The organism is Bacteroides sp. 3_1_13 (assembly GCF_001185845.1).
GTDB classification, from domain to species: domain Bacteria; phylum Bacteroidota; class Bacteroidia; order Bacteroidales; family Bacteroidaceae; genus Bacteroides; species Bacteroides xylanisolvens.
Map to the genome: position 1 here is coordinate 2,439,900 of NZ_KQ236955.1, position 19,731 is coordinate 2,459,630.

Genomic DNA, 19,731 nt, shown 5'->3' on the forward strand with positions numbered 1-19,731 from the left:
TTTTTATACTGTTTTTATTGTCAATCTGTCAGGACGGCAGTTAAATATATGAATTACAGTATAATACATGCTGACAATAGAAGCTGACAATAGGCTGACAATAAGAATTGAGTATTCTATTGTCAGCCTGTTTTTTTATTGTTTGGCAAGTAAGGATACAAGTCTGTCCATTCGTACATTATAGTATTGATAGGCTGATGAGGCATATATCAATATGCCTATATCATTCATTGATACTCTCATATCATTTATTAATATACCGATATAGTTATGCGGACATCTTGGAATTATTGTTTCAAGGTTTTGATGTAGCTGCATTAATATGCCTGTACAGTTGAGCAAGTATGCCTGTATCGTTTGGTTAGTGTGCCTGTATAGTTGGGCAAAGGTGCCGCTATCTTTACCTTCCCACGGTCGTGGTAATATCTTCTCACGGCTGTGGGAAGATCCTACCACAGCCGTGGAAAGATCTCGTCACGGCCGTGGAGAATTAACAATATCGGTGCTTTAGGAGAACAATAGCGGCACCCTGGTTGAACAATAACGGTGTCTTAGCGGAATAATGCAGGCTTGGTAAATAAGGGATAATAGCTGCATTGTGTAGTTTTAAACAATAATAGGCTGACAATAAAAGACAGAAATCTTTATTGTCAGCCTATTGTCAGCTTCTATTGTCAGTAGGTAATAGCTTGAAAACGATTACTTTATGAAGCCATAACTCTTGGCCTGACAATAAAAGCCATTTTTTATAAATTCTCAATGTAGCCTAAGTTCAACTTAGCCTCAAATTATATATGGAATGGTATTACCTATTGAATCTGAATACTGCACGTTTGCAAGTCATTTTCATTTGAACTGTTTCCGTAAAGTATCTTATATGTTCCGCTTAAAGGGCGTATGGTATTGGTCGCTGTATCAAACCATTCGAAAGAATCGTATGGAAGCTCTATATTGACATTCTGCGTCTTACCTTTAGCAATGTTGACCCGTTGGAAACCACGAAGAGTTTTTTGTGGACCTCCTTTGTCGTCAGGACGGCAGATATACACTTGCACCACTTCTTCACCGTCTCTCTGTCCGACATTACTTACCGGGATAGTAAGGATCGCTTTTTCGCCTTTGGCTAGCTTCGATTGGTTCAGGGTAGCTTTTCCATAAGAGAAACGGGTATAACTTAAACCGTAGCCGAATGGATAAAGGGGAGTTTCTGTCATAAAACGATAAGTACGTCCTTTCATCGAATAATCTTCATAATCCGGTAATTGTTGTATGCTTTTATAGAAGGTGATAGGTAGACGTCCGGCAGGATTGTAATCTCCGAAAAGAACATCGGCAACGGCTGTTCCACCTGCCTGTCCGGGATACCATGCTTGTAGAATCGCATCACAGTTCTGTGTTTCGGGTACGATAGCCATCGCCGAACCGGAGAAATTGACAAATACCGTTTTCTTTCCATTCTTTTTCAATAGAGCGAGCACTTCGCGCTGGATGGCGGGCAATTCGATTTCCGTACGGTCGCCACCTTTGAATCCGGGATCAGATACCCGCATCGATTCTCCTTCCAACAGGGGAGAGATACCTCCGGCGAAGATAACTACATCTGCATTTTTCAACTTGTTTAGAATATCGCGCGCATCCATTGGAGTCTGTTTAGCCAGATCGAAATGAAGTGTAGGGTTGTCTTTTACTTGAATAAAATGCAATTTAATGTCATAACTTTTTCCAGCTTCATAATTGAACGAATACAAGTTGGTGTGATTTTTGATATTGGTTGCTTCCGCTATCTGCTTGCCGTTGAGGAATAAAGTAACTCCTCCGTTCGTCATCACCCGGAAAGTGGCGGCGCCGGAATCCGTTGGACGGAAAGTAGAACGATAGATGGCGGTGAAATTCTTCAGTCCCACACCCGGAGCAAATACGGTAGAACCTTCTGCGCTGAAATGGAAAGGAGTAGTCAGACGGTCGGTTGCGGCAATCTTACCTTTATATTCGCGGTTATTCCAGTAAGTGGCGCTGAATCCGGCCTTTCCGTCGATGCTGCACTGGTTGAACAAGCTATGCAAAGTAGTGTCGTTTGTATATCCGCACACAGGTTCGTAGATGATTTGTGCGTCGGGAAGTTTGGCGCGTATTCCTTCCAGTAAAGTTACGGTGTGTGAAGGGAAACCGTTGTAATTACCCCATTGCATCACCGAGTCGTTGGCGTTGGGGCCGATCACTGCGACTTTCATTTGACGGTTTAATGGAAGGATATTGTTCTTGTTTTGAAGCAATACCAGACTTTCATGCGCCATTTTTAGTGCCAGTTCTTTATGCTTGGGGCAGTCGATAACAGAATAAGGAATGTTACTCCACGGATGAGTCGGATTCATTTCTCCCAGTTCGAAGCGGGCTTTCAGCAATCTTTTGACTGATGTGTTGATTTTTTCTTCCGAAATCAGACCTTTTTTCACGGCATCAGTGATACTTTTGAAGTTACCGCCACATTCGAGGTCTGTTCCGTTTAAAACAGCGTCGGCAGAAGCGTGGGCGGCATCGGGATGCGTTTCATGTTTTTTGCGTTGGAAGAAATCTCCGATTGCTCCGCAGTCGGTTACTACGATTCCCTTGAATCCCCAATCGTTACGGAGAATTTGGGTTAACAGGCGATTGCTGCCACAACAGGGATCGCCCTCAAAACGGTTGTAAGCGCACATCACTTCTTTTACTCCTGCCTTTTGTACCAGTTCTTTGAAAGCTGGAAGGTAAGTTTCCCATAAATCTCTGGGAGCGATGTTCTCTGCATTGAAGCTGTGGCGGTTCCATTCCGGTCCCGAGTGGACGGCAAAGTGTTTGGCACAGGCGTGAAGTTTGTCATATTCGGCATCTTCCGGTCCTTGCAGACCTCTGACGACTGCCATTCCCATGCGTCCGCTCAAATAAGGGTCTTCGCCGTATGTTTCCTGTCCCCGTCCCCAGCGAGGGTCGCGGAATATATTGACGTTGGGAGTCCACATGGTCAGTCCCTGATAACGTTTATACTGTCCTCTTTCATTGAACCGACGGTTCTTGGCACGTGCTTCGTCGGATACGGCATCAAAGACTTCATATAGTAATTCGTCGTTGAAAGAAGCTGCCATACCTATGGCTTGCGGAAAAACAGTAGCCAGTCCGGCACGGGCAACGCCATGAAGGGCCTCGTTCCACCATTCATACGGCTTAATGCCAAGCCGGGGAATAGCCGGCGAATTGTTTTGCATCAACGCTACTTTTTCTTCTAATGTGAGGCGTTGAAGTAAATCGTCCGCCCGTTGTTCCGCAGTTAATTTCGTGTCCTGATAGGGATACTTGCTGGGTTGTTGTGCCTGTACATTTACCCCTTGAATTCCGATAAGACAGGCAATGATCCATTGCTTTTTCATTTTCTAGTTCTTTTGGTTTTTAGATTTGAGACTGCAATAGTACGCGCTTTTCATTATTTTTGTGGGGATTATCCGGTAGAAAAGGAGGAATTCTTCACTTTTTCCTCTCTTTGTATTCTGATGGCGTAATTCCTATCACTTTCTTGAAGCATTTGCTGAAATACTTCGGATCGTTGAACCCCGTCATATATGCTACCTGCGAGAAGTTGTATTCGTCGCTGTCAATCAATTGGACGGCACGCTTGATACGTATTTCCCGTATAAAGTCCACAGGCGTCAGTCCGACGATTGATTTTAATTTCCGGTAGAAGATGGTACGGCTAAGCATCAGTTGTTCTGCAAACTGGTCAATGGTTAGTTCGGCATTGTCCATCTGCTCTTCCATGTATGCCATTACTTTCTCCATAAATTGCTCGTCGTACGGAGTAATTTGTGGTTGCGAAGGAGTGAGAAGATCTGGAGAAGAGGCAGTCTTTCCTTCCATCAGCCTGTTCATATAAATTTCCTGCAATGCTTTGCGCTGGCGTAGCAGGGAAGCGATACGGGTTTTTAGATAAGTGGCACTGAAAGGTTTGGTGATGTAATCGTCAATACCTTGTTCCAATCCGGCGATGCGATCGTCCAAAGATGCTTTCGCAGATAACACAATGATAGGGATATGGCAAATATTATTGTTCTCTTTGATTTGCCTTATCATCTCTAAACCATCCATCACAGGCATCATGACATCACTGATAATCAGGTCCGGCAAATCGTCAACAGCATGCTGCAATCCTTCTTCACCGTTGGAAGCGGTTATCACTGTGTAGTTCTCCGATAGAATGTTCTTCAGAAATGCTTTCAACTCTTCATTATCTTCTACTACCAATATGGAGAAACCATCCGAATGATTCTCAAGGTCTTCTTTTTCCTCCATTTCTTCCGGTGCTTTCATGCTGTCAACCGGATGAGGCGTTGAACTTTGGCTGTCGTTCAGAATAAATTCTACCTGCACATCTTCTTCGAAAACCTCCCGTTGTAAAGGCAAACTTACCGTGAAACGACTGCCTACTCCCGGCTGACTGTCCACTGTAATAGTGCCATGATGCATTTCCACCATCTCTTTCACCAAAGATAATCCGATGCCGGAAGAAGGTTGCAGAATATTCTGTTTGACCAATGATTCGAAACGTTGGAACAAAGAATGTTGCTTTTCTACTGCAATTCCGATTCCTTCGTCTGCCACCTCTATCTCTATCGTCTTTTCTTTCGTCGTCATATTGACCGTTATTGATTTATCGGCAGGTGTATACTTGAACGCATTGGAAAGCAGATTGAAGAATATCTTTTCAAATTTATCTCTGTCCACCCAGCTATACACTGATTGGATGGTAGAGGTCAACTGATAGTTTATATTCTTTTCTTCGGCTATCGATTTAAAACTACTCATCACCTTTTGCAAAAGTGGAATCAAATCGGTCTCTTCAATCAATAGTTTCATCTTTTGATTCTGAATCTTGCGAAAATCCAGAATCTGATTCATCAGCCGGAGCATGCGTTCTGTATTCTGATGTACCAGAGTCAAGTGTTCACGGGCGGAAGGAGAGAGGGGCTCATTCTCCAACACCTCTGTCACAGGACTGCTGATTAATGTCAGCGGAGTGCGTAACTCATGAGATATGTCAGTAAAGAACCGCAGTTTGATATTTGCCAATTGTTGCTCCATATCTACTCTGTGGCGTAACCGGTAGATGTAAAACAACACATATACGATACTTGCCGTGAAAAGTATAAACAGAATGAAATAGAGTAACCATGCCCAATATGTTTCCCAAAAGGTGGGGAGTACATGTATTTGCAGAGTCCGTACATTGTCTACCCAAACTCCCTCACTGTTTGTAGATTTTATCTGCAACTGGTACTTGCCGGCAGGCAAATTGATGTAACTTGCAGAACGGTTATTGTCAGCTTCATTCCATTCATCCTCTAGCCCTTGCAGGCGATAGGCATATAGAATTCCTTTCGGATTGACGTAATCAAGCGCAGCAAACTGGAAAGTAACATTCCTTTGCGATGGCTTCAATTCCAGTTCTTTCAGATTGTCGATGGAATGAGCGGTGGAATGTCCTTGAATCTTAAGTCCGGTAAAAACAATAGGAGGGACATAGTCACTCTTCCGCATCTTCTCCGGAGAAACTTCTAGAAAACCTTTGTCAGTTCCCAACACAATTTGATTGCGGGCATTGATAATAGGAAGAGCTTCGGAGAAGTTGAACTCCTGGTAGATGGAACTCAATTCATAATTCTCAAATGTTTCTTTGACAGGATTGAATTTGGAAAGAGCAATTTCCGAAACAACCCATAATTGATTCTGCGCATCTTCAATCATCGATAGTGCCAAGTCGGAAGCCAATCCGTCGTTCTTGTCATAGTTCTTGAATTGGATATTCTCGCTAAGCAAGTTGGGAGATATCACTTTGTTTACGCCTCCGGTAAAACTGATTACATAAGTGGTTTTATTTTTGTCTGTATAAATGTGCATGATATCGTTGGCATTAAGACTGTTTTTATCTCCCGGTCTGCGGATATTCCGGTAGAATTTAATCTCTTCCAGCCGTTCGAAGTTGTTCGAGAATGTAAGCAATCCATTAGTCGTTCCCACTAGAATGACTCCTCCCGGAGCTTCGGTGATATTACGTACTTTCATTCCGTAAGCTATGGGGTAGTTTCTTAATTCATTATTGCTATGGATAAATGAGGTTTTTCCATCTTTTGTTTGTGTCAGCAAATTTAATCCGCCTCCATAACATCCCACCCAGATATTATTGCGACTATCCTGAAAGATTGTATAAATGCTGTTGCTGCTTAAACTGTAAGGATCATTGGGCTGGTGCTCAAAATGGTGAATAGAGTAATGATTTTCTCTTGCTTTTTGGTTTACTCCTATCTTTGGGGAAACTCCTGTGCTTTTTAGTTGGAAGAGACCGATATCTTTTGTCCCCAACCAGATATTTCCTTCTTTATCTTCCAGAATAGAATATACCCCATTAAAGAAAGCTTGCTTTTCTTTTGTGATATTCCCTTGTTTGGATAAATATCCCACCAAGCTGCCATCCGGTGCAAATATTTGAATATAATTAGACTTCGATGCGGTCCAAAGGCGATTATGACTGTCTTGCAGGAATGCCCGTGTTTCCGCCTCGTAATCAGTCAAATTGAATTGATAACTTTGTGGAAAGAAACATAACTTTTCTACGCCGCGTGCTGTTGCAAACCAGCAGTTTCCCTGATTATCCAATGTATAATACCTGACTAACGGGCTGAAAATGGATTTGGGATTATTGATGTCTGTAAGAAGCGGTTTGAGAGTTTTTTCTTTTCTGTCGTAATAGCAGAAGTTTCCTTCCGTGGGGAGTAGCCATAGGTTGTTGGCATTATCTTCAAATATAAGTTTGCGACTTTTGCGTCCATGTTTGATAATTTCATCTTTGGGAGTGAACAGATGTTCTTTCTCATTGGTCGCTAGATTAAGACGGACGATACCAGGATCTTTTGAAAAGATCCAGATCTCTCCTTGACGGTCTTGATAGACGGATTCTACAAAGTTAGAAGTCTGTGTAGCGGTACGGATATCGATTTGCTGGAAGCTGTTTTGGAGAATAGAATACAATATCAGTCCATTGTCTGTTCCCAATGCCAACATATCTTTCCCTATCGTAGTAACATTGTTTATCTTATCGTGCGGATAAGGAATATCTACGAATTTCAGCTTTTTAGTATGAAAATCATACCTGGCTAACTTATCATTCTCTGCGATCAGATAGATACTTTCTTTTATTTGAGTGATAAATTGAAAAGGAAAGTCGGTATCCAACGTTTTCTTTCCTATGATGGAAACGCCTTTGTCCGTCAATATCCATTCGTCTTCTTCAGAGTCTTGGTATACGTTAAATATCTGGTCACCTTTCAAGTTGTGATTCGAAGATGCATAAAGGGTGATACCTTCTCCTTTTTTACATAATTGCTCGTCTACTCTGAATGCATATCCGTTTTCACAGAGAATCCAGGCAATCCCTTTCTTTAATGAATAGATACGTGTAACATAATTAGTTTGTTTCGTGGAAAGTTCGATAGGTTGAAGCACATCAATAAACTTCTCGGACTCTACATCAAAAAGGCAAGCTTGCCCATCGTAAGTGGGGCACCATATATCTCCGTATTTGCTTTCAGAAATAGTTCCCATACGATTACTTCCGAATGCGTATTTGCTCTCTTGTGAAGTTTTGTAAGTCTTAAACGTGTAGCCGTCAAACTTGTTAAGCCCATTCCAGGTACTAAACCAGATGAGTCCTTTCTGATCTTGCAATATGTTCATTACTACTCCTTGGGCAAGACCGTCACTCACCGAAAAATGTTTCACCTGGCAGATCGGTTGAGCAATTAAAGTGATCGCTATTGTTAGAAAAAGAAATAAAGTATGGAGCCGTTTCATAGTAGTTGCTTTAATGTTTATAGCAAAAATAGATAAAACAATGCAGAATAGAAAGTTCGATAAGTGGTTTGAACAAATTATACTCGTTTTTGCTTATTTTTTCCTCTTCTTACTATATAATATTGGTCTCTCTTCTTTGTTTTGGAAAAGTGAAATGAATAATATTCGTTAAAAAAATCCTCTTTATAATCTTATTCAGAATATAAAGAGGATAATTTTATTGACAAGAGTTGCATGGGGTATGGTGAGATGAAATCATAATTGGGGAATAATTGCACAAGACTTTCACAAGTATCCTCCTGCCAATGCCTAAAATCATTACAAAGCTAATTAAATAGTTTTTTGAATAGCAATGTTTATTAATTTATCTTATGGAATTTATGAAATTTTTAATATATTGAAGATATTTTGTGTCAACTTTCCATAACTCGCTGATTTTGCTTATGTTTGTAGGTAAAATAAAGAAAGAAGTGAATGAACATGTCTACACAGCTATTATATAATGATTTTCCTACTTTTTTGCGGAAATATTTTCCTTACAAGGTACAAAAGATTTCATTGAACGCAGGTTTCACTTGTCCTAATCGTGACGGAACAAAAGGATGGGGCGGATGTACATATTGCAATAACCAGACTTTTAATCCGGATTACTGCCGGACAGAGAAGTCTATCACTACCCAATTGGAAGAAGGGAAATGCTTTTTTGCCCATAAATATCCGGAAATGAAATATTTGGCTTACTTTCAGGCCTATACCAATACGTATGCCGAACTGGAAGGCTTAAAGCGTAAATATGAAGAAGCGTTGACGGTAGACGGGGTGGTCGGGCTGGTAATAGGTACACGCCCCGATTGTATGCCGGAGAGTTTGTTGCGTTACTTGGAAGAATTGAATAAACATACTTTCCTTATGGTTGAATATGGGATCGAGAGCACTTGCGACGAAACCTTAAAACGCATTAACCGGGGGCATACTTATGCCGATACGGTGGAAGCCGTCCGGCGGACAGCCGCCTGTGGTATCCTGACAGGCGGACATATCATCCTCGGACTTCCGGGAGAAACGCATGATACGATGGTGGCACAAGCGGAAATACTTTCCGATCTGCCTTTAGCTACACTCAAGATCCATCAGTTACAATTGATTCGTGGTACACGAATGGCGCATGAGTATGATGAAGCTCCTGATGGTTTTCATTTGTTTAACGAGGTGGAGGAATACATTGATCTGGTGATTGATTATGTAGAACATCTTCGTCCCGATATAGTTGTGGAGCGTTTTGTTTCCCAATCTCCTAAAGATTTATTAATAGCTCCGGACTGGGGATTGAAAAATTATGAATTTGTAGCGCGTTTACAAAAAAGAATGAAAGAAAGAGGTGCTTATCAAGGTAAGAAGTATAGGGATTCGGAAAAAAGGATTATTTTTGCAGACGATAAACTTACCACTGAATAAATAGCTGTTTGAGCGGAATATAGATGGTGGAAGAAATATAAATGGATTTGAAGAATGGAACATAAAACAAGAATTAAAGGAAATGTCCACTATGTGGGAGTGAATGACCGTAACAAGCACAGATTTGAAGGGATGTGGCCATTGCCCTATGGAGTTTCATATAACTCTTATCTGATTGATGATGAAATGGTGGCATTGGTGGATACGGTAGATATTTGTTATTTTGAAGTCTACTTGCGCAAGATCAAGCAAGTGATTGGAGAACGTCCTATTAATTATTTGATTATAAACCACATGGAACCGGATCATTCGGGATCTATCCGACTGATTAAGCAACATTATCCGGAAATTATTATCGTGGGTAACAAGCAGACATTCGGTATGATTGAAGGTTTCTACGGTGTAACCGGCGAACAGTATCTGGTAAAGGAAGGTGATTTCTTAGCTTTGGGACATCATAAACTGCGTTTTTATATGACTCCGATGGTGCATTGGCCGGAAACGATGATGACTTTTGATGAAACGGACGGCGTTCTTTTCTCCGGCGACGGATTCGGATGCTTTGGCACTGTAGATGGCGGATTCCTAGATACGCGGATCAATGTGGATAAGTATTGGGGGGAAATGGTTCGTTACTACTCTAACATCGTAGGCAAATACGGAAGCCCCGTGCAAAAAGCTTTGCAAAAATTGGGAGGACTACCTATTTCTGCCATCTGTTCTACACATGGTCCGGTATGGACAGAGAATATTGCCAAGGTAATTGGTATCTATGACCGTTTGAGTCGTTATGATGCAGACGAAGGTGTTGTTATTGCTTATGGAAGCATGTATGGAAATACGGAGCAAATGGCGGAAGCTATTGCAGAAGAGCTTTCGGCACAGGGTGTTAAGAACATTGTCATGCATAATGTGACAAAGAGCCATCCTTCTTATATTATAGCGGATATTTTCCGTTACAAGGGATTGATTATCGGTTCTCCCACTTATAGTAATCAGATATTCCCGGAAGTGGAAGCGCTGCTCTCAAAGATTCTGCTGCGTGAGGTGAAGGGACGCTATTTGGGTTATTTCGGTTCTTTCACATGGGCAGGTGCTGCTGTGAAACGTCTGGCAGAGTTTGCGGAAAAGAGCAAATTCGAATTGGTCGGTGATCCGGTGGAGATGAAACAGGCAATGAAAGACCTGACTTATACTCAATGTGAAAACCTGGCACGTGCCATGGCGGATCGTTTGAAGAAAGATCGTTAAAACTGTGAATGAGATAATAATTTATTAACTAACCTATAAAACAATCGACTTATGAGACTTATTATTCAGCCGGACTATCAGTCCGTATCTCTGTGGGCTGCACATTATGTTGCTGCTAAAATAAAAGCTGCCAATCCAACCCCCGAAAAACCATTTGTATTGGGCTGCCCCACCGGATCTTCTCCTCTGGGTATGTATAAAGCTTTGATCGACCTGAATAAGAAAGGAATCGTTTCTTTCCAGAATGTGGTAACATTCAACATGGACGAATATGTAGGATTGCCGAAAGAACATCCGGAAAGCTATTATTCTTTCATGTGGAATAACTTTTTCGGTCATATCGACATCAAACCGGAGAATACGAATATTCTGAATGGTAATGCTCCGGATTTGGATGCAGAGTGTGCACGTTATGAAGAAAAGATCAAGTCATACGGTGGTATCGACCTGTTCATGGGCGGTATCGGTCCTGACGGACATATTGCGTTCAACGAACCGGGATCTTCATTGACTTCACGCACTCGTCAGAAAACATTGACGATGGATACCATCATTGCTAACTCCCGTTTCTTCGATAATGACATCAACAAAGTTCCCAAGACTTCTTTGACAGTGGGAGTAGGTACTGTGCTTTCTGCAAAGGAAGTGATGATTATTGTAAACGGTCATAACAAAGCTCGTGCTTTGTATCATGCAGTAGAAGGTGCTATCACACAGATGTGGACAATCAGTGCATTGCAAATGCATGAAAAAGGTATTATTGTTTGTGATGATGCTGCTACGGCGGAATTGAAAGTAGGTACTTACCGTTACTTCAAAGATATCGAGTCTGCTCATTTAGATCCGGAATCTTTGATTAAGTAAGCATAAAATTGATTCTATAAAAAGAGAATGGGCTGCATCAGTGTTGAATTGATTGCAGCCCATTTTGTATGTTAGAGATAGCTGTCAGCGGAATTAATTCTCTTCCAGCCAGCCTTTTCCCTGTCGGACGATTTCCAGTTCGTTGTCCGTGCATTTCACAACCGTTGAAGGTTCTATACCTCCGATACCACCGTCAATGACCAGATCGACGATGTCGCCGAACTTTTCATCTATAAGTTCGGGATCAGTCATATATTCCAAGTCCTCGTGCTCTTCGTATGGCAGTGTGGTGGTCATAATGGGAGCGTCCAGCAGGCGTGCGATTTCACGGATGATGTTGTTGTCCGGCATACGGATACCTACTTCTTTCCGGTTGCGGAAGATTTTCGGTAACCGGTTGGTGCCGTTCAAAATAAAGGTAAATGGTCCCGGAAGATTATGCTTCATCAGTTTGAATACGTTATTGTCTACTTTTGCGTATTCGCTGATACTACTTAAGTCATAACAGATGATAGACAGATTGTTTTTTCGAGGGTCTATTTCTTTAATCCGGCAGATCCGTTCTATGGCACGTTCCTTCAGACCATGGCAGCCGATGGCGTACATCGTATCGGTAGGATAGATGATAAGTCCGCCGTCATTCAGGATATCGATGATTCGTTGTAAATCCTGCGGGTTATTGTTTTTATCATATAGTTTCAGTAGCATATTAAAAGCTTCATCCCTTCCCTCTCGCAAAGGAGAAGGAGGAGGGACGAGTGGGTTAAATGGTTATTATTTTCTCTTTTTATTTGAGTTTCTTTTTTAAGAAATCCAGTGCCTTTTCCGCAGCTTTCTCTGTGACTTTCTGTTTGATTGAGTCTTTGTTGGCGGTAGCGGCAGAGTCCAGTCCAAGTTTCTGTCCGAGTTTGCTGATTGCTTCATCGGCTACGGCTTCGACAGCTTGGTTGGCCATGCTTTTAGTATCTACACTGACTTTCGGAGAGGTGAACGAACCTCCGATTTTCAAGTCAAGAGTCATTAACTTAGAGATATTGCCTACGGATGCGGGCAGTTTCACTTTACCGGAATAGTCGATGGTTTGATCGAGTCCTGTGCTGCCGGAAAGATTCAGTGTGTAGTCTCCCATCTTGATATCAAACGGTTTGGTTTCTACGCGGCCGTCTTTGATGGTGAAATCCAATGTCATGTCTTTCACTTTCATGTCTTTCAGGCTGGGTTGCTTCACGGCATCGGCTATCTGGTCGATTGCTTTTACTCCGCTTAAACTAAGGTCGCGGGTGGAAAGACTACCGTCACCCTGCATCGTATTCAGTACGGGGCTCATGGCTGCATCCAAATCTGTTAGGATATTGATGCTTCCGGAGAAATTACCTTTCAGGTTTTCGAAGATAGGAGCCATTTTCTGCACCATATCCAGTTCTTTGTATGCTTGTGCAAAACCGATATTGGAGAGTTTGAATCCGGCTTTCATTTCCGGCGTCTTTATGTTGGCGGTGGAGTAGTAGCCGTTCATCACTACATTACCACCCATGGTGTTCATGGAAAGGTTTTTCATATCCACTTTGCCATCTTTTACAACAAGTTTGCCATTCATATTATTGAAAGACATCTTGTCGAATAACACCTGTTTCAGGTTAGCGTCCATTTGGAAGTCGATGTTACGGGGAACTTCAACAATACCTGTGGCGGCTGTAGCTACAGAGTCGGTAGACGCAGCTTCTGATGTGGAGGCTTCATCGGCAGAAGCGGTGATGAAGTCGTTCAGATTGAAGTAGTTGGAACGAATATTCAGGTTTCCTTTCAATGTGCTACCTTTCAATACATAACCGATGTAGTTTTCAAACCGGCTGTCGGCGGTGATATCGTTCTTTCCGATGTTGACAGTTGTTTCACTCAACTGGAGGTATTTCGGAGTGAAGGTGAAGAGAGACTTTTTAATTTCTACATCCGGCATATCTTTCATTTTGAGTTTCATGCCCGTCAGTCCGATAGTACCCGAAGCTTGTATACGTTCGTATTCTTCTTTTTCGATAGATGAGAGGCGTCCCGACATTTGCATATCGGCATCGATGGTACCGTTCAACTCCATGTCTCCAAGCGGGTAGACTTGTTTGATCATACCTAAGTTGAGCACTCCTTTCGCTTCTGCTTTAAAATCCGGATCACTGATCGGCGTTTTCACAGTAGCTGTCAGGCTAAACGGATTTCCGGCAAGGCGGAAACTGAACGGATGGATGTTGACCGTAGTCAGGTCTATATTTCCTCCGGGATTTTGAACGTTGGCACTGATGTTGATTTGATCTACTCCTGCCGGTAGAGCCGGATAGCGGAACATAGCATCCTTGACTTGCATGTCAATATTGAATGCCGGAACGGTGTCTCCTTGCAGGATACCTTTGGCCGTTGCGGTAAGCGTTGCAGTTCCGTCTGTTTTCAGACTGGAGAATTCTGTGGCGTAAATGGCGGGAATTAATGACAAAATTTCCTTGAAGCCTATATCATTCGTGTTAAGTTTCAAGTCCATGTCGATAGCCGGGTCTTTCAAGGCTACCCAACCGTCGATGCCTGCCTGAATGGCGTTGAGACGGATGGTATTGTCTTTTAATGTGTATTTGTTATTGGCAAGGTCAGCATCTACGTCCATTTTGGCGGAGATATTGGCATTTGCCAGGAAAGGGATTCCATTCATCTTGTAGGTGAGTGATTTGGTTTCCGCTTCCAGTTTCAGAGTGGTACGTTCGCTTCCTAAGTCTCCGGCACAAATAGCGTTGAAGTCGCGGATATCAGCATACATCTTTCCTTGTTGATCGTCATAAATCAGATTCATGTTTTTGATAACAAAGCGTTGCAGTTTGACTTTGAAAGGAGAAGAGGCTTCTTCTTCTGCAACAGGTGTTTCGGCTGTTGCTATTGTATCCGGTTTCATGATATCCCAGTTGGCACGTCCGTCCGGCAAGATAATGGCATGTAACTTCGTGTCTTCAATAAATATTTTAGAAATATCGTAACCGCTATCTCCGAAAAGGGAGAATAAGTTGACTGCGGCGGTAACTTCTCCGGCTTGTACAAGGGTGTCATTGGCAAATTCACCCGTACCTTTCAGCCAGAAATCTTCGAGAGTGACAGAAGCCTGTGGAAAATTGCGGAACAGACTAATGTTAAGGTTCTTAAAGTCAAATTGTGCGTTAAGCATCTTGTTGCCTTCTGTTTTTACAATGTCGGCTATCTTTCCTTGGAAGGCGAAAGGAAGAAGGAACATCAGAATGATAATTACTCCTACGGTGATAGCTGCGATTTTCAAACCTTTTTTCATTTGCTTCTATTTTAAGAGTTTGAGATATAATGAAGAGCAAAACTAATAAAACTTTTTGATAATAAGAGATAAAAGAGAAATTTTTAGGGATTCTTATTTTTAAATTAAGCGGAATCCAAAGGACTGGCTTCTGGCTTAATCCGAACTTCCGGTTTTAGTTCAAATCGGTGCAGAAATGAGATAAATGATCATTTTGCGGAGTGCCCTGAAAGAGCTTAATTATATAGCGTAGGGCAACGCCCTACGTAAAAACGACAATCTGAATTTGCGCCCTGAAAGGGCATAATTGTATACGGTTCCGCCCTTTCAGGGCTTGTGGCTGGTGTGTTTTTTTCGTAGGGCGTTGCCCTACGCTATATAATTAAGCCCTTTCAGGGCATCCCAATAAATATATAATTGTAAGGCTTTCAGCCTAACCGATAAATTCTCATTTAACTGCAAAATTCCCATTTAACCGATAAATTCCCATTTAACTAATAACCTGTACCGTGATGGATGAAAAAGAATTTACCACAGATCTACAGGTTATACAGAATTTGAGAATTACCTGCAAAGCAATCGTTTTTTCGGATTGATCCTATTTTAGTCTGTAAATATATTTGTGTATGATTCGCCAAAGGAGACAATGGTTCTACAAGGGGTTGTAGGTGGGGGATCCGTTCCTCGGTGAGCAATGCTCTCTTTCTCGGTGAGGAACAGGTCTTTCCTCGGTGAGGAACGGGGTGTTGGTCGGTGAGGAAGAAAACGGACGGTTTCCGTCTTCTTCTTTTATGTAGATTTATTACTTCTTCTTTTTTTTCAGTTCCTCTGCAATTCTCCATTGTAACGCAGCTTCCACTTCTTTTCCGGCTTTTAACAAGGCATCTCCGAAAAGTTCGTGTGCACCGGCGTGTTCGGGTTTCAGGCTGGTGGCTTTGTCCAGGTCGGCGATGGCGCCTTCTGTGTTTTCTGTTTTTAGTCGGAGCTTTCCACGGTTATAGACTGCTTTAAAGTTTGCAGGATGGAGGCTGACTGCGATGTTGAAACAGTTATCAGCGTCGAAGTACTCTTTGCTGTTGAAGAGTGTGATTCCTTTTCTTATCCAGGCATCTATGTAGTTGGGGTCGAGGCTAAGGGCTTTGTCGTAGTTGGCGAGGGCGGCACGTACGTCGTGGGCTTGGGTGATACATTCGTTTCCCATTAACAGGTACTCGTGGGCGTATTGTCGTATACGTTCCTGTTGTTCGCGCATCTGTTCTTTGAGCTTCTTGTTCTGTTCTTTCAGTGTATTGATAATGCCGAGTTTACGGCGGATCAAACGACGGGGAACAGGTTTCTCAATATCGTAGCGTGAATGGATGGCACGGAAAAACTGTTCCAGACATTCTTCCATATCCCCTTTGTCGAAGGCACGTGAGGCAGCGGCATATTGCACATCGGCTTGTGCTTGTTTCAGGGCTTTGTCGATGGCTTGGCGGTTGTTGAAGCGTCCGGCAAAGTTGACGATTTCGGGACGGACGAAGACATCGGCACGGTTAACAGGCTTTTTGAGCTGGATGCCGTCCAGTGAGGTACAACGGCTAAGTGCTACGTATGCTTGTCCTCCGGCAAATACACCGCCGGTGAAGTCGATGACTACACGGCTGAAGGTCAGTCCCTGACTTTTATGGACAGTGATGGCCCATGCTAACCGGATGGGGTATTGAGTGAAGCTGCCTAATACTTCTTCTTCTATTTCTTTTGTTTTTTCGTTGTAGTGGTAGCGGATATTTCGCCATGATTCCAGTTTTACGTCACATTCTTTTCCATCGTCGGTGATGACGTAGATCGTTTCTTCTTCCTCATCAATTCCGGCAATGACACCAATCGTACCGTTTACCCACCTACGATCGAAATCATTTTTGATGAAGATGATTTGTGCACCGGGTTTGAGTACAAGCTCTTGTGAAGTAGGCAGACTGCTTTCCGGAAAATCTCCTTCGATAACTCCTTCAAAAGTAATGGGTTCTCCGGGGAGCTCTGCTAATTTCTTCTCATTAATGGAGTCGACCGTATCTCTTCGGGTGGCGAGTGTGATGTACATATCCGCTTCAGATTCTTCAATCTGGCTTCCGTAGCGGGTGTTGAGTAGTTGCAGGTCTGCAGCTCCGGCTGTATTGGTGCGGATATGGTCGAGGACACTGACGAATACAGGGTCTGTCTGTCGATATACTTTTTGAAGTTCGATAGAGACGAGGTCTATTTGTCCGAACACTCTGGCAGAGAAAAAGTAAGGAGTGGGATAGAAGCGGTTCAAAATTTCCCGCTCATCGTTCTTTACAACGGGTTCCAGTTGGAAGACGTCTCCTACCAATAAGAGTTGTTTTCCACCGAAAGGTTCGCGAAGATTATGTGAATAAACTCGTAAGATACGGTCGATGGCATCGATGATGTCTGCCCGTACCATGGAGATTTCGTCGATAATGACCAGTTCTATTTGTTCCAGCAACTTACGATGTGGCTTGGTGTATTTGAAGAACTCGTGAATACGGCCACGTTGGAGACTTAAATTAGGATCATCCGGCAATAACGGATAAAAAGGTAGTTTGAAGAAGCTGTGCATGGTACTTCCACCGGCATTGATTGCGGCAATTCCGGTCGGTGCAAGTACAACATGCTTTTTCTTGGTATGCTCGCAGACATAACGCAGGAATGTAGATTTTCCCGTACCGGCTTTTCCTGTCAGAAAAACCGATTGACGGGTATATTGAATCAGATCCAGTGCATCTTGAAACTCGGCGTTGTTAGTGTCTACGCTCATAATATAATAATATGCAAATTTGTTGATGTGTTAATTTGCCAATACGTTGTGTCATGAAATCGCGGGATAATAGTTTTTTTGGCGCATTGGTAAATCGGCACATTATTAAATAATTCCGAAATGTTTCATTGCCTTACTTATTCCGTCCTCGTCAATGGGAGCCGTAACGTAATCGGCAGCGGCTTTCACGTCTTCCTTAGCCTGTCCCATAGCAACTCCGATGGCTGCGTGGCGAAGCATACTGATGTCGTTTCCTCCGTCTCCGAATGACATCGTTTCTTCCAGTTTAATATCGAAGTAACGGATTATTTCATCAATCCCTTTTTGCTTGGTATCTCCTTTAGCCGTGACGTCAGCAAAGGCAGGATACCAGCGTCCGATTTCGCAGGTAGGGATGGACGGTCGGATTTCTTTTTCTTCTTCCTCTGTGATAAAAGGAGTCATCTGTATAATTTCCTTGCTTGTTGCTTCTTCAAAAGATACAGTAGGAATTACATTCACATGCAGAAAATCGTAGAATATCTTTTTCACCATATCATCAGGTTGGCAGACAGAAATATGATGTTCCTCTACGAAAATGCAGGGAACACCTTTCTTCTCGCAAAAAGCTGCCATTGCTTTCACTTCTTCCTGTGGTATGGCACTTTTATAAATAACCTGTTCACCGACAAAACAATAGGCTCCGTTCATGGTTATATATCCATCGATAAGGTTCCGGTCCTGTAATTCGGAAAGGTTGTTGATAATGGCTTTCGGGCGTCCGGTAGCGATAAATATCTTCAGCCCTTTTGCGTGGGCAGCTTCCAACGCCTCGATGGTGGAAGACGGTATACGGTGAGTTTTAAAACTGACCAGCGTTCCGTCTATATCAAAAAATAAAGCTTTCGTCATAAATTCCTTTTTGAATTGAGTACAAATGTACTACTTTTGTCTCACATAACATAAAAACATCATGCTGTATGAACTATAATTTTGATGAAATAATAAACCGTAACGGTACAGATTCCGTAAAATGGGATGCTGTAGAAAGCCGTTGGGGACGCAATGACTTGATTCCAATGTGGGTAGCTGATATGGATTTCCGTACGGCTCCTTTTGTAATAGAGGCTTTGAGAAAACGGCTGGAACATGAAGTGCTCGGATATACTTTTGCTTGCAAAGAATGGTCGGAGTCTATTGTTAATTGGGTGAAAGAGCGTCATGGCTGGACGATCCGTGAAGAGATGTTGACTTTCACTCCCGGTATTGTCCGCGGATTGGCTTTTGTTATTCAATGTTTTACGCAAAAAGGTGATAAAGTAATGGTCATGCCTCCTGTTTATCATCCTTTCTTTTTGGTAACGCAGAAGAATGAGCGTGAAGTGGTATACAGTCCGTTGGTATTGAAAGATGAACAATATTATATTGATTTTGACCGTTTTCGCCAAGATGTGCAAGGATGCAAATTGCTGATTTTAAGTAATCCTCATAATCCGGGTGGACGCGTATGGACGAAAGAGGAACTTTCTCAAATAGCTGATATCTGTTATGAAAGCGGTACTCTGGTGATCTCTGACGAAATTCATGCCGACTTGACCTTACCTCCTTATAAACATCCTACTTTTGCTTTGATTTCGGAAAAAGCACGGATGAATTCACTTGTCTTTATGTCTCCGAGCAAAGCGTTCAATATGCCGGGGCTGGCCAGTTCTTATGCAATCATTGAAAATGATGAACTTCGTCACCGTTTCCAGAAGTATATGGAAGCAAGTGAATTCAGTGAAGGGCATCTGTTTGCTTATCTTAGCGTAGCGGCTGCTTACAGTCATGGAACAGAATGGCTGGATCAAGTGGTAGGCTATATTAAAGGAAATGTAGACTTCACGGAAACTTATTTGAAGGAGCATATTCCCGCCATTAAAATGATTCGTCCGCAAGCCTCTTATCTTATTTTCCTGGATTGTCGTGAGTTGGGACTCAATCAGGACCAGCTGAACCGCCTTTTCGTAGAAGATGCACATCTTGCATTGAATGACGGAACAACGTTTGGCAAAGAAGGCGAAGGATTTATGCGGCTGAATATCGCTTGTCCGCGTGCTGTGCTGGAACAGGCATTGAAACAACTTGAACAGGCTGTAAGAAATTTAAAGTAGCACTGGCAAGAAATAATCTGTCGCTATACTATATTTAATTGTTTTCTTTGAAGACAATATCT

Annotated in this window: 10 protein-coding genes; 4 read left to right on the forward strand and 6 right to left on the reverse strand. The window is 42.5% G+C overall.

Features of this window, described 5'->3' with window-relative positions; genetic code table 11:
- Positions 1-809: 809 nt before the first annotated feature.
- The gene (gene xyl3A, locus HMPREF9009_RS08725; protein WP_049701928.1) at positions 810-3,401 is read right to left on the reverse strand and encodes a xylan 1,4-beta-xylosidase; all 2,592 of its coding nucleotides are present in this window, start codon (positions 3,399-3,401) and stop codon (positions 810-812) included.
- 94 nt (positions 3,402-3,495) lie between these two features.
- Positions 3,496-7,872, reverse strand: a complete 4,377-nt coding sequence (locus HMPREF9009_RS08730; protein WP_049701929.1) for a hybrid sensor histidine kinase/response regulator transcription factor — start codon at positions 7,870-7,872, stop codon at positions 3,496-3,498.
- A 474-nt stretch (positions 7,873-8,346) separates the two neighbouring features.
- Here HMPREF9009_RS08730 and HMPREF9009_RS08735 point away from each other — a divergent pair, with 474 nt between their 5' ends.
- The 3 genes from HMPREF9009_RS08735 to nagB are packed head-to-tail and all read left to right on the forward strand — an operon-like array spanning position 8,347 to position 11,442.
- A complete protein-coding gene (locus HMPREF9009_RS08735; RefSeq protein WP_009040076.1) occupies positions 8,347-9,327 on the forward strand; it encodes a tRNA modification radical SAM protein MnmL/YtqA in 981 nt (326 codons plus the stop codon).
- A gap of 54 nt (positions 9,328-9,381) precedes the next feature.
- Entirely contained in the window at positions 9,382-10,578 is a 1,197-nt protein-coding gene (locus tag HMPREF9009_RS08740) for an FprA family A-type flavoprotein (protein ID WP_008020770.1), read from the forward strand.
- 51 nt (positions 10,579-10,629) lie between these two features.
- Complete coding sequence (gene nagB, locus HMPREF9009_RS08745; protein ID WP_004301540.1) at positions 10,630-11,442, forward strand: glucosamine-6-phosphate deaminase; 813 nt, start codon at positions 10,630-10,632, stop codon at positions 11,440-11,442.
- A gap of 93 nt (positions 11,443-11,535) precedes the next feature.
- Here the strand turns inward: nagB and HMPREF9009_RS08750 are convergent, their stop codons facing one another.
- From HMPREF9009_RS08750 to HMPREF9009_RS08765, 4 genes are all read right to left on the reverse strand, one after another.
- Positions 11,536-12,150, reverse strand: a complete 615-nt coding sequence (locus HMPREF9009_RS08750; protein ID WP_015532391.1) for an L-threonylcarbamoyladenylate synthase — start codon at positions 12,148-12,150, stop codon at positions 11,536-11,538.
- A 79-nt stretch (positions 12,151-12,229) separates the two neighbouring features.
- The gene (locus tag HMPREF9009_RS08755; RefSeq protein ID WP_049701930.1) at positions 12,230-14,758 is read right to left on the reverse strand and encodes an AsmA family protein; all 2,529 of its coding nucleotides are present in this window, start codon (positions 14,756-14,758) and stop codon (positions 12,230-12,232) included.
- Positions 14,759-15,539: 781 nt separating this feature from the next.
- On the reverse strand, positions 15,540-17,537 hold the full coding sequence (locus HMPREF9009_RS08760) for an AAA family ATPase (protein ID WP_049701931.1): 1,998 nt from the start codon (positions 17,535-17,537) through the stop codon (positions 15,540-15,542).
- Positions 17,538-17,642: 105 nt separating this feature from the next.
- Positions 17,643-18,428 (reverse strand): Cof-type HAD-IIB family hydrolase, encoded by a 786-nt coding sequence (locus HMPREF9009_RS08765; RefSeq protein WP_049701932.1) that lies wholly within the window; start codon positions 18,426-18,428, stop codon positions 17,643-17,645.
- A 68-nt stretch (positions 18,429-18,496) separates the two neighbouring features.
- On the opposite strand from HMPREF9009_RS08765, the gene HMPREF9009_RS08770 reads away from it, so the two are divergent.
- Complete coding sequence (locus HMPREF9009_RS08770; RefSeq protein ID WP_049701933.1) at positions 18,497-19,669, forward strand: MalY/PatB family protein; 1,173 nt, start codon at positions 18,497-18,499, stop codon at positions 19,667-19,669.
- Positions 19,670-19,731 lie beyond the last annotated feature (62 nt).

Excerpts from the sequence above, each read along its gene's own strand:
- xyl3A (WP_049701928.1), bottom strand. The coding sequence starts at position 3,401 with ATGAAAAAGCAATGGATCATTGCCTGTCTTATCGGAATTCAAGGGGTA.
- HMPREF9009_RS08730 (WP_049701929.1), bottom strand. The coding sequence starts at position 7,872 with ATGAAACGGCTCCATACTTTATTTCTTTTTCTAACAATAGCGATCACT.
- HMPREF9009_RS08735 (WP_009040076.1), top strand. The coding sequence starts at position 8,347 with ATGAACATGTCTACACAGCTATTATATAATGATTTTCCTACTTTTTTG.
- HMPREF9009_RS08740 (WP_008020770.1), top strand. The coding sequence starts at position 9,382 with ATGGAACATAAAACAAGAATTAAAGGAAATGTCCACTATGTGGGAGTG.
- nagB (WP_004301540.1), top strand. The coding sequence starts at position 10,630 with ATGAGACTTATTATTCAGCCGGACTATCAGTCCGTATCTCTGTGGGCT.
- HMPREF9009_RS08750 (WP_015532391.1), bottom strand. The coding sequence starts at position 12,150 with ATGCTACTGAAACTATATGATAAAAACAATAACCCGCAGGATTTACAA.
- HMPREF9009_RS08755 (WP_049701930.1), bottom strand. The coding sequence starts at position 14,758 with ATGAAAAAAGGTTTGAAAATCGCAGCTATCACCGTAGGAGTAATTATC.
- HMPREF9009_RS08760 (WP_049701931.1), bottom strand. The coding sequence starts at position 17,537 with ATGAGCGTAGACACTAACAACGCCGAGTTTCAAGATGCACTGGATCTG.
- HMPREF9009_RS08765 (WP_049701932.1), bottom strand. The coding sequence starts at position 18,428 with ATGACGAAAGCTTTATTTTTTGATATAGACGGAACGCTGGTCAGTTTT.
- HMPREF9009_RS08770 (WP_049701933.1), top strand. The coding sequence starts at position 18,497 with ATGAACTATAATTTTGATGAAATAATAAACCGTAACGGTACAGATTCC.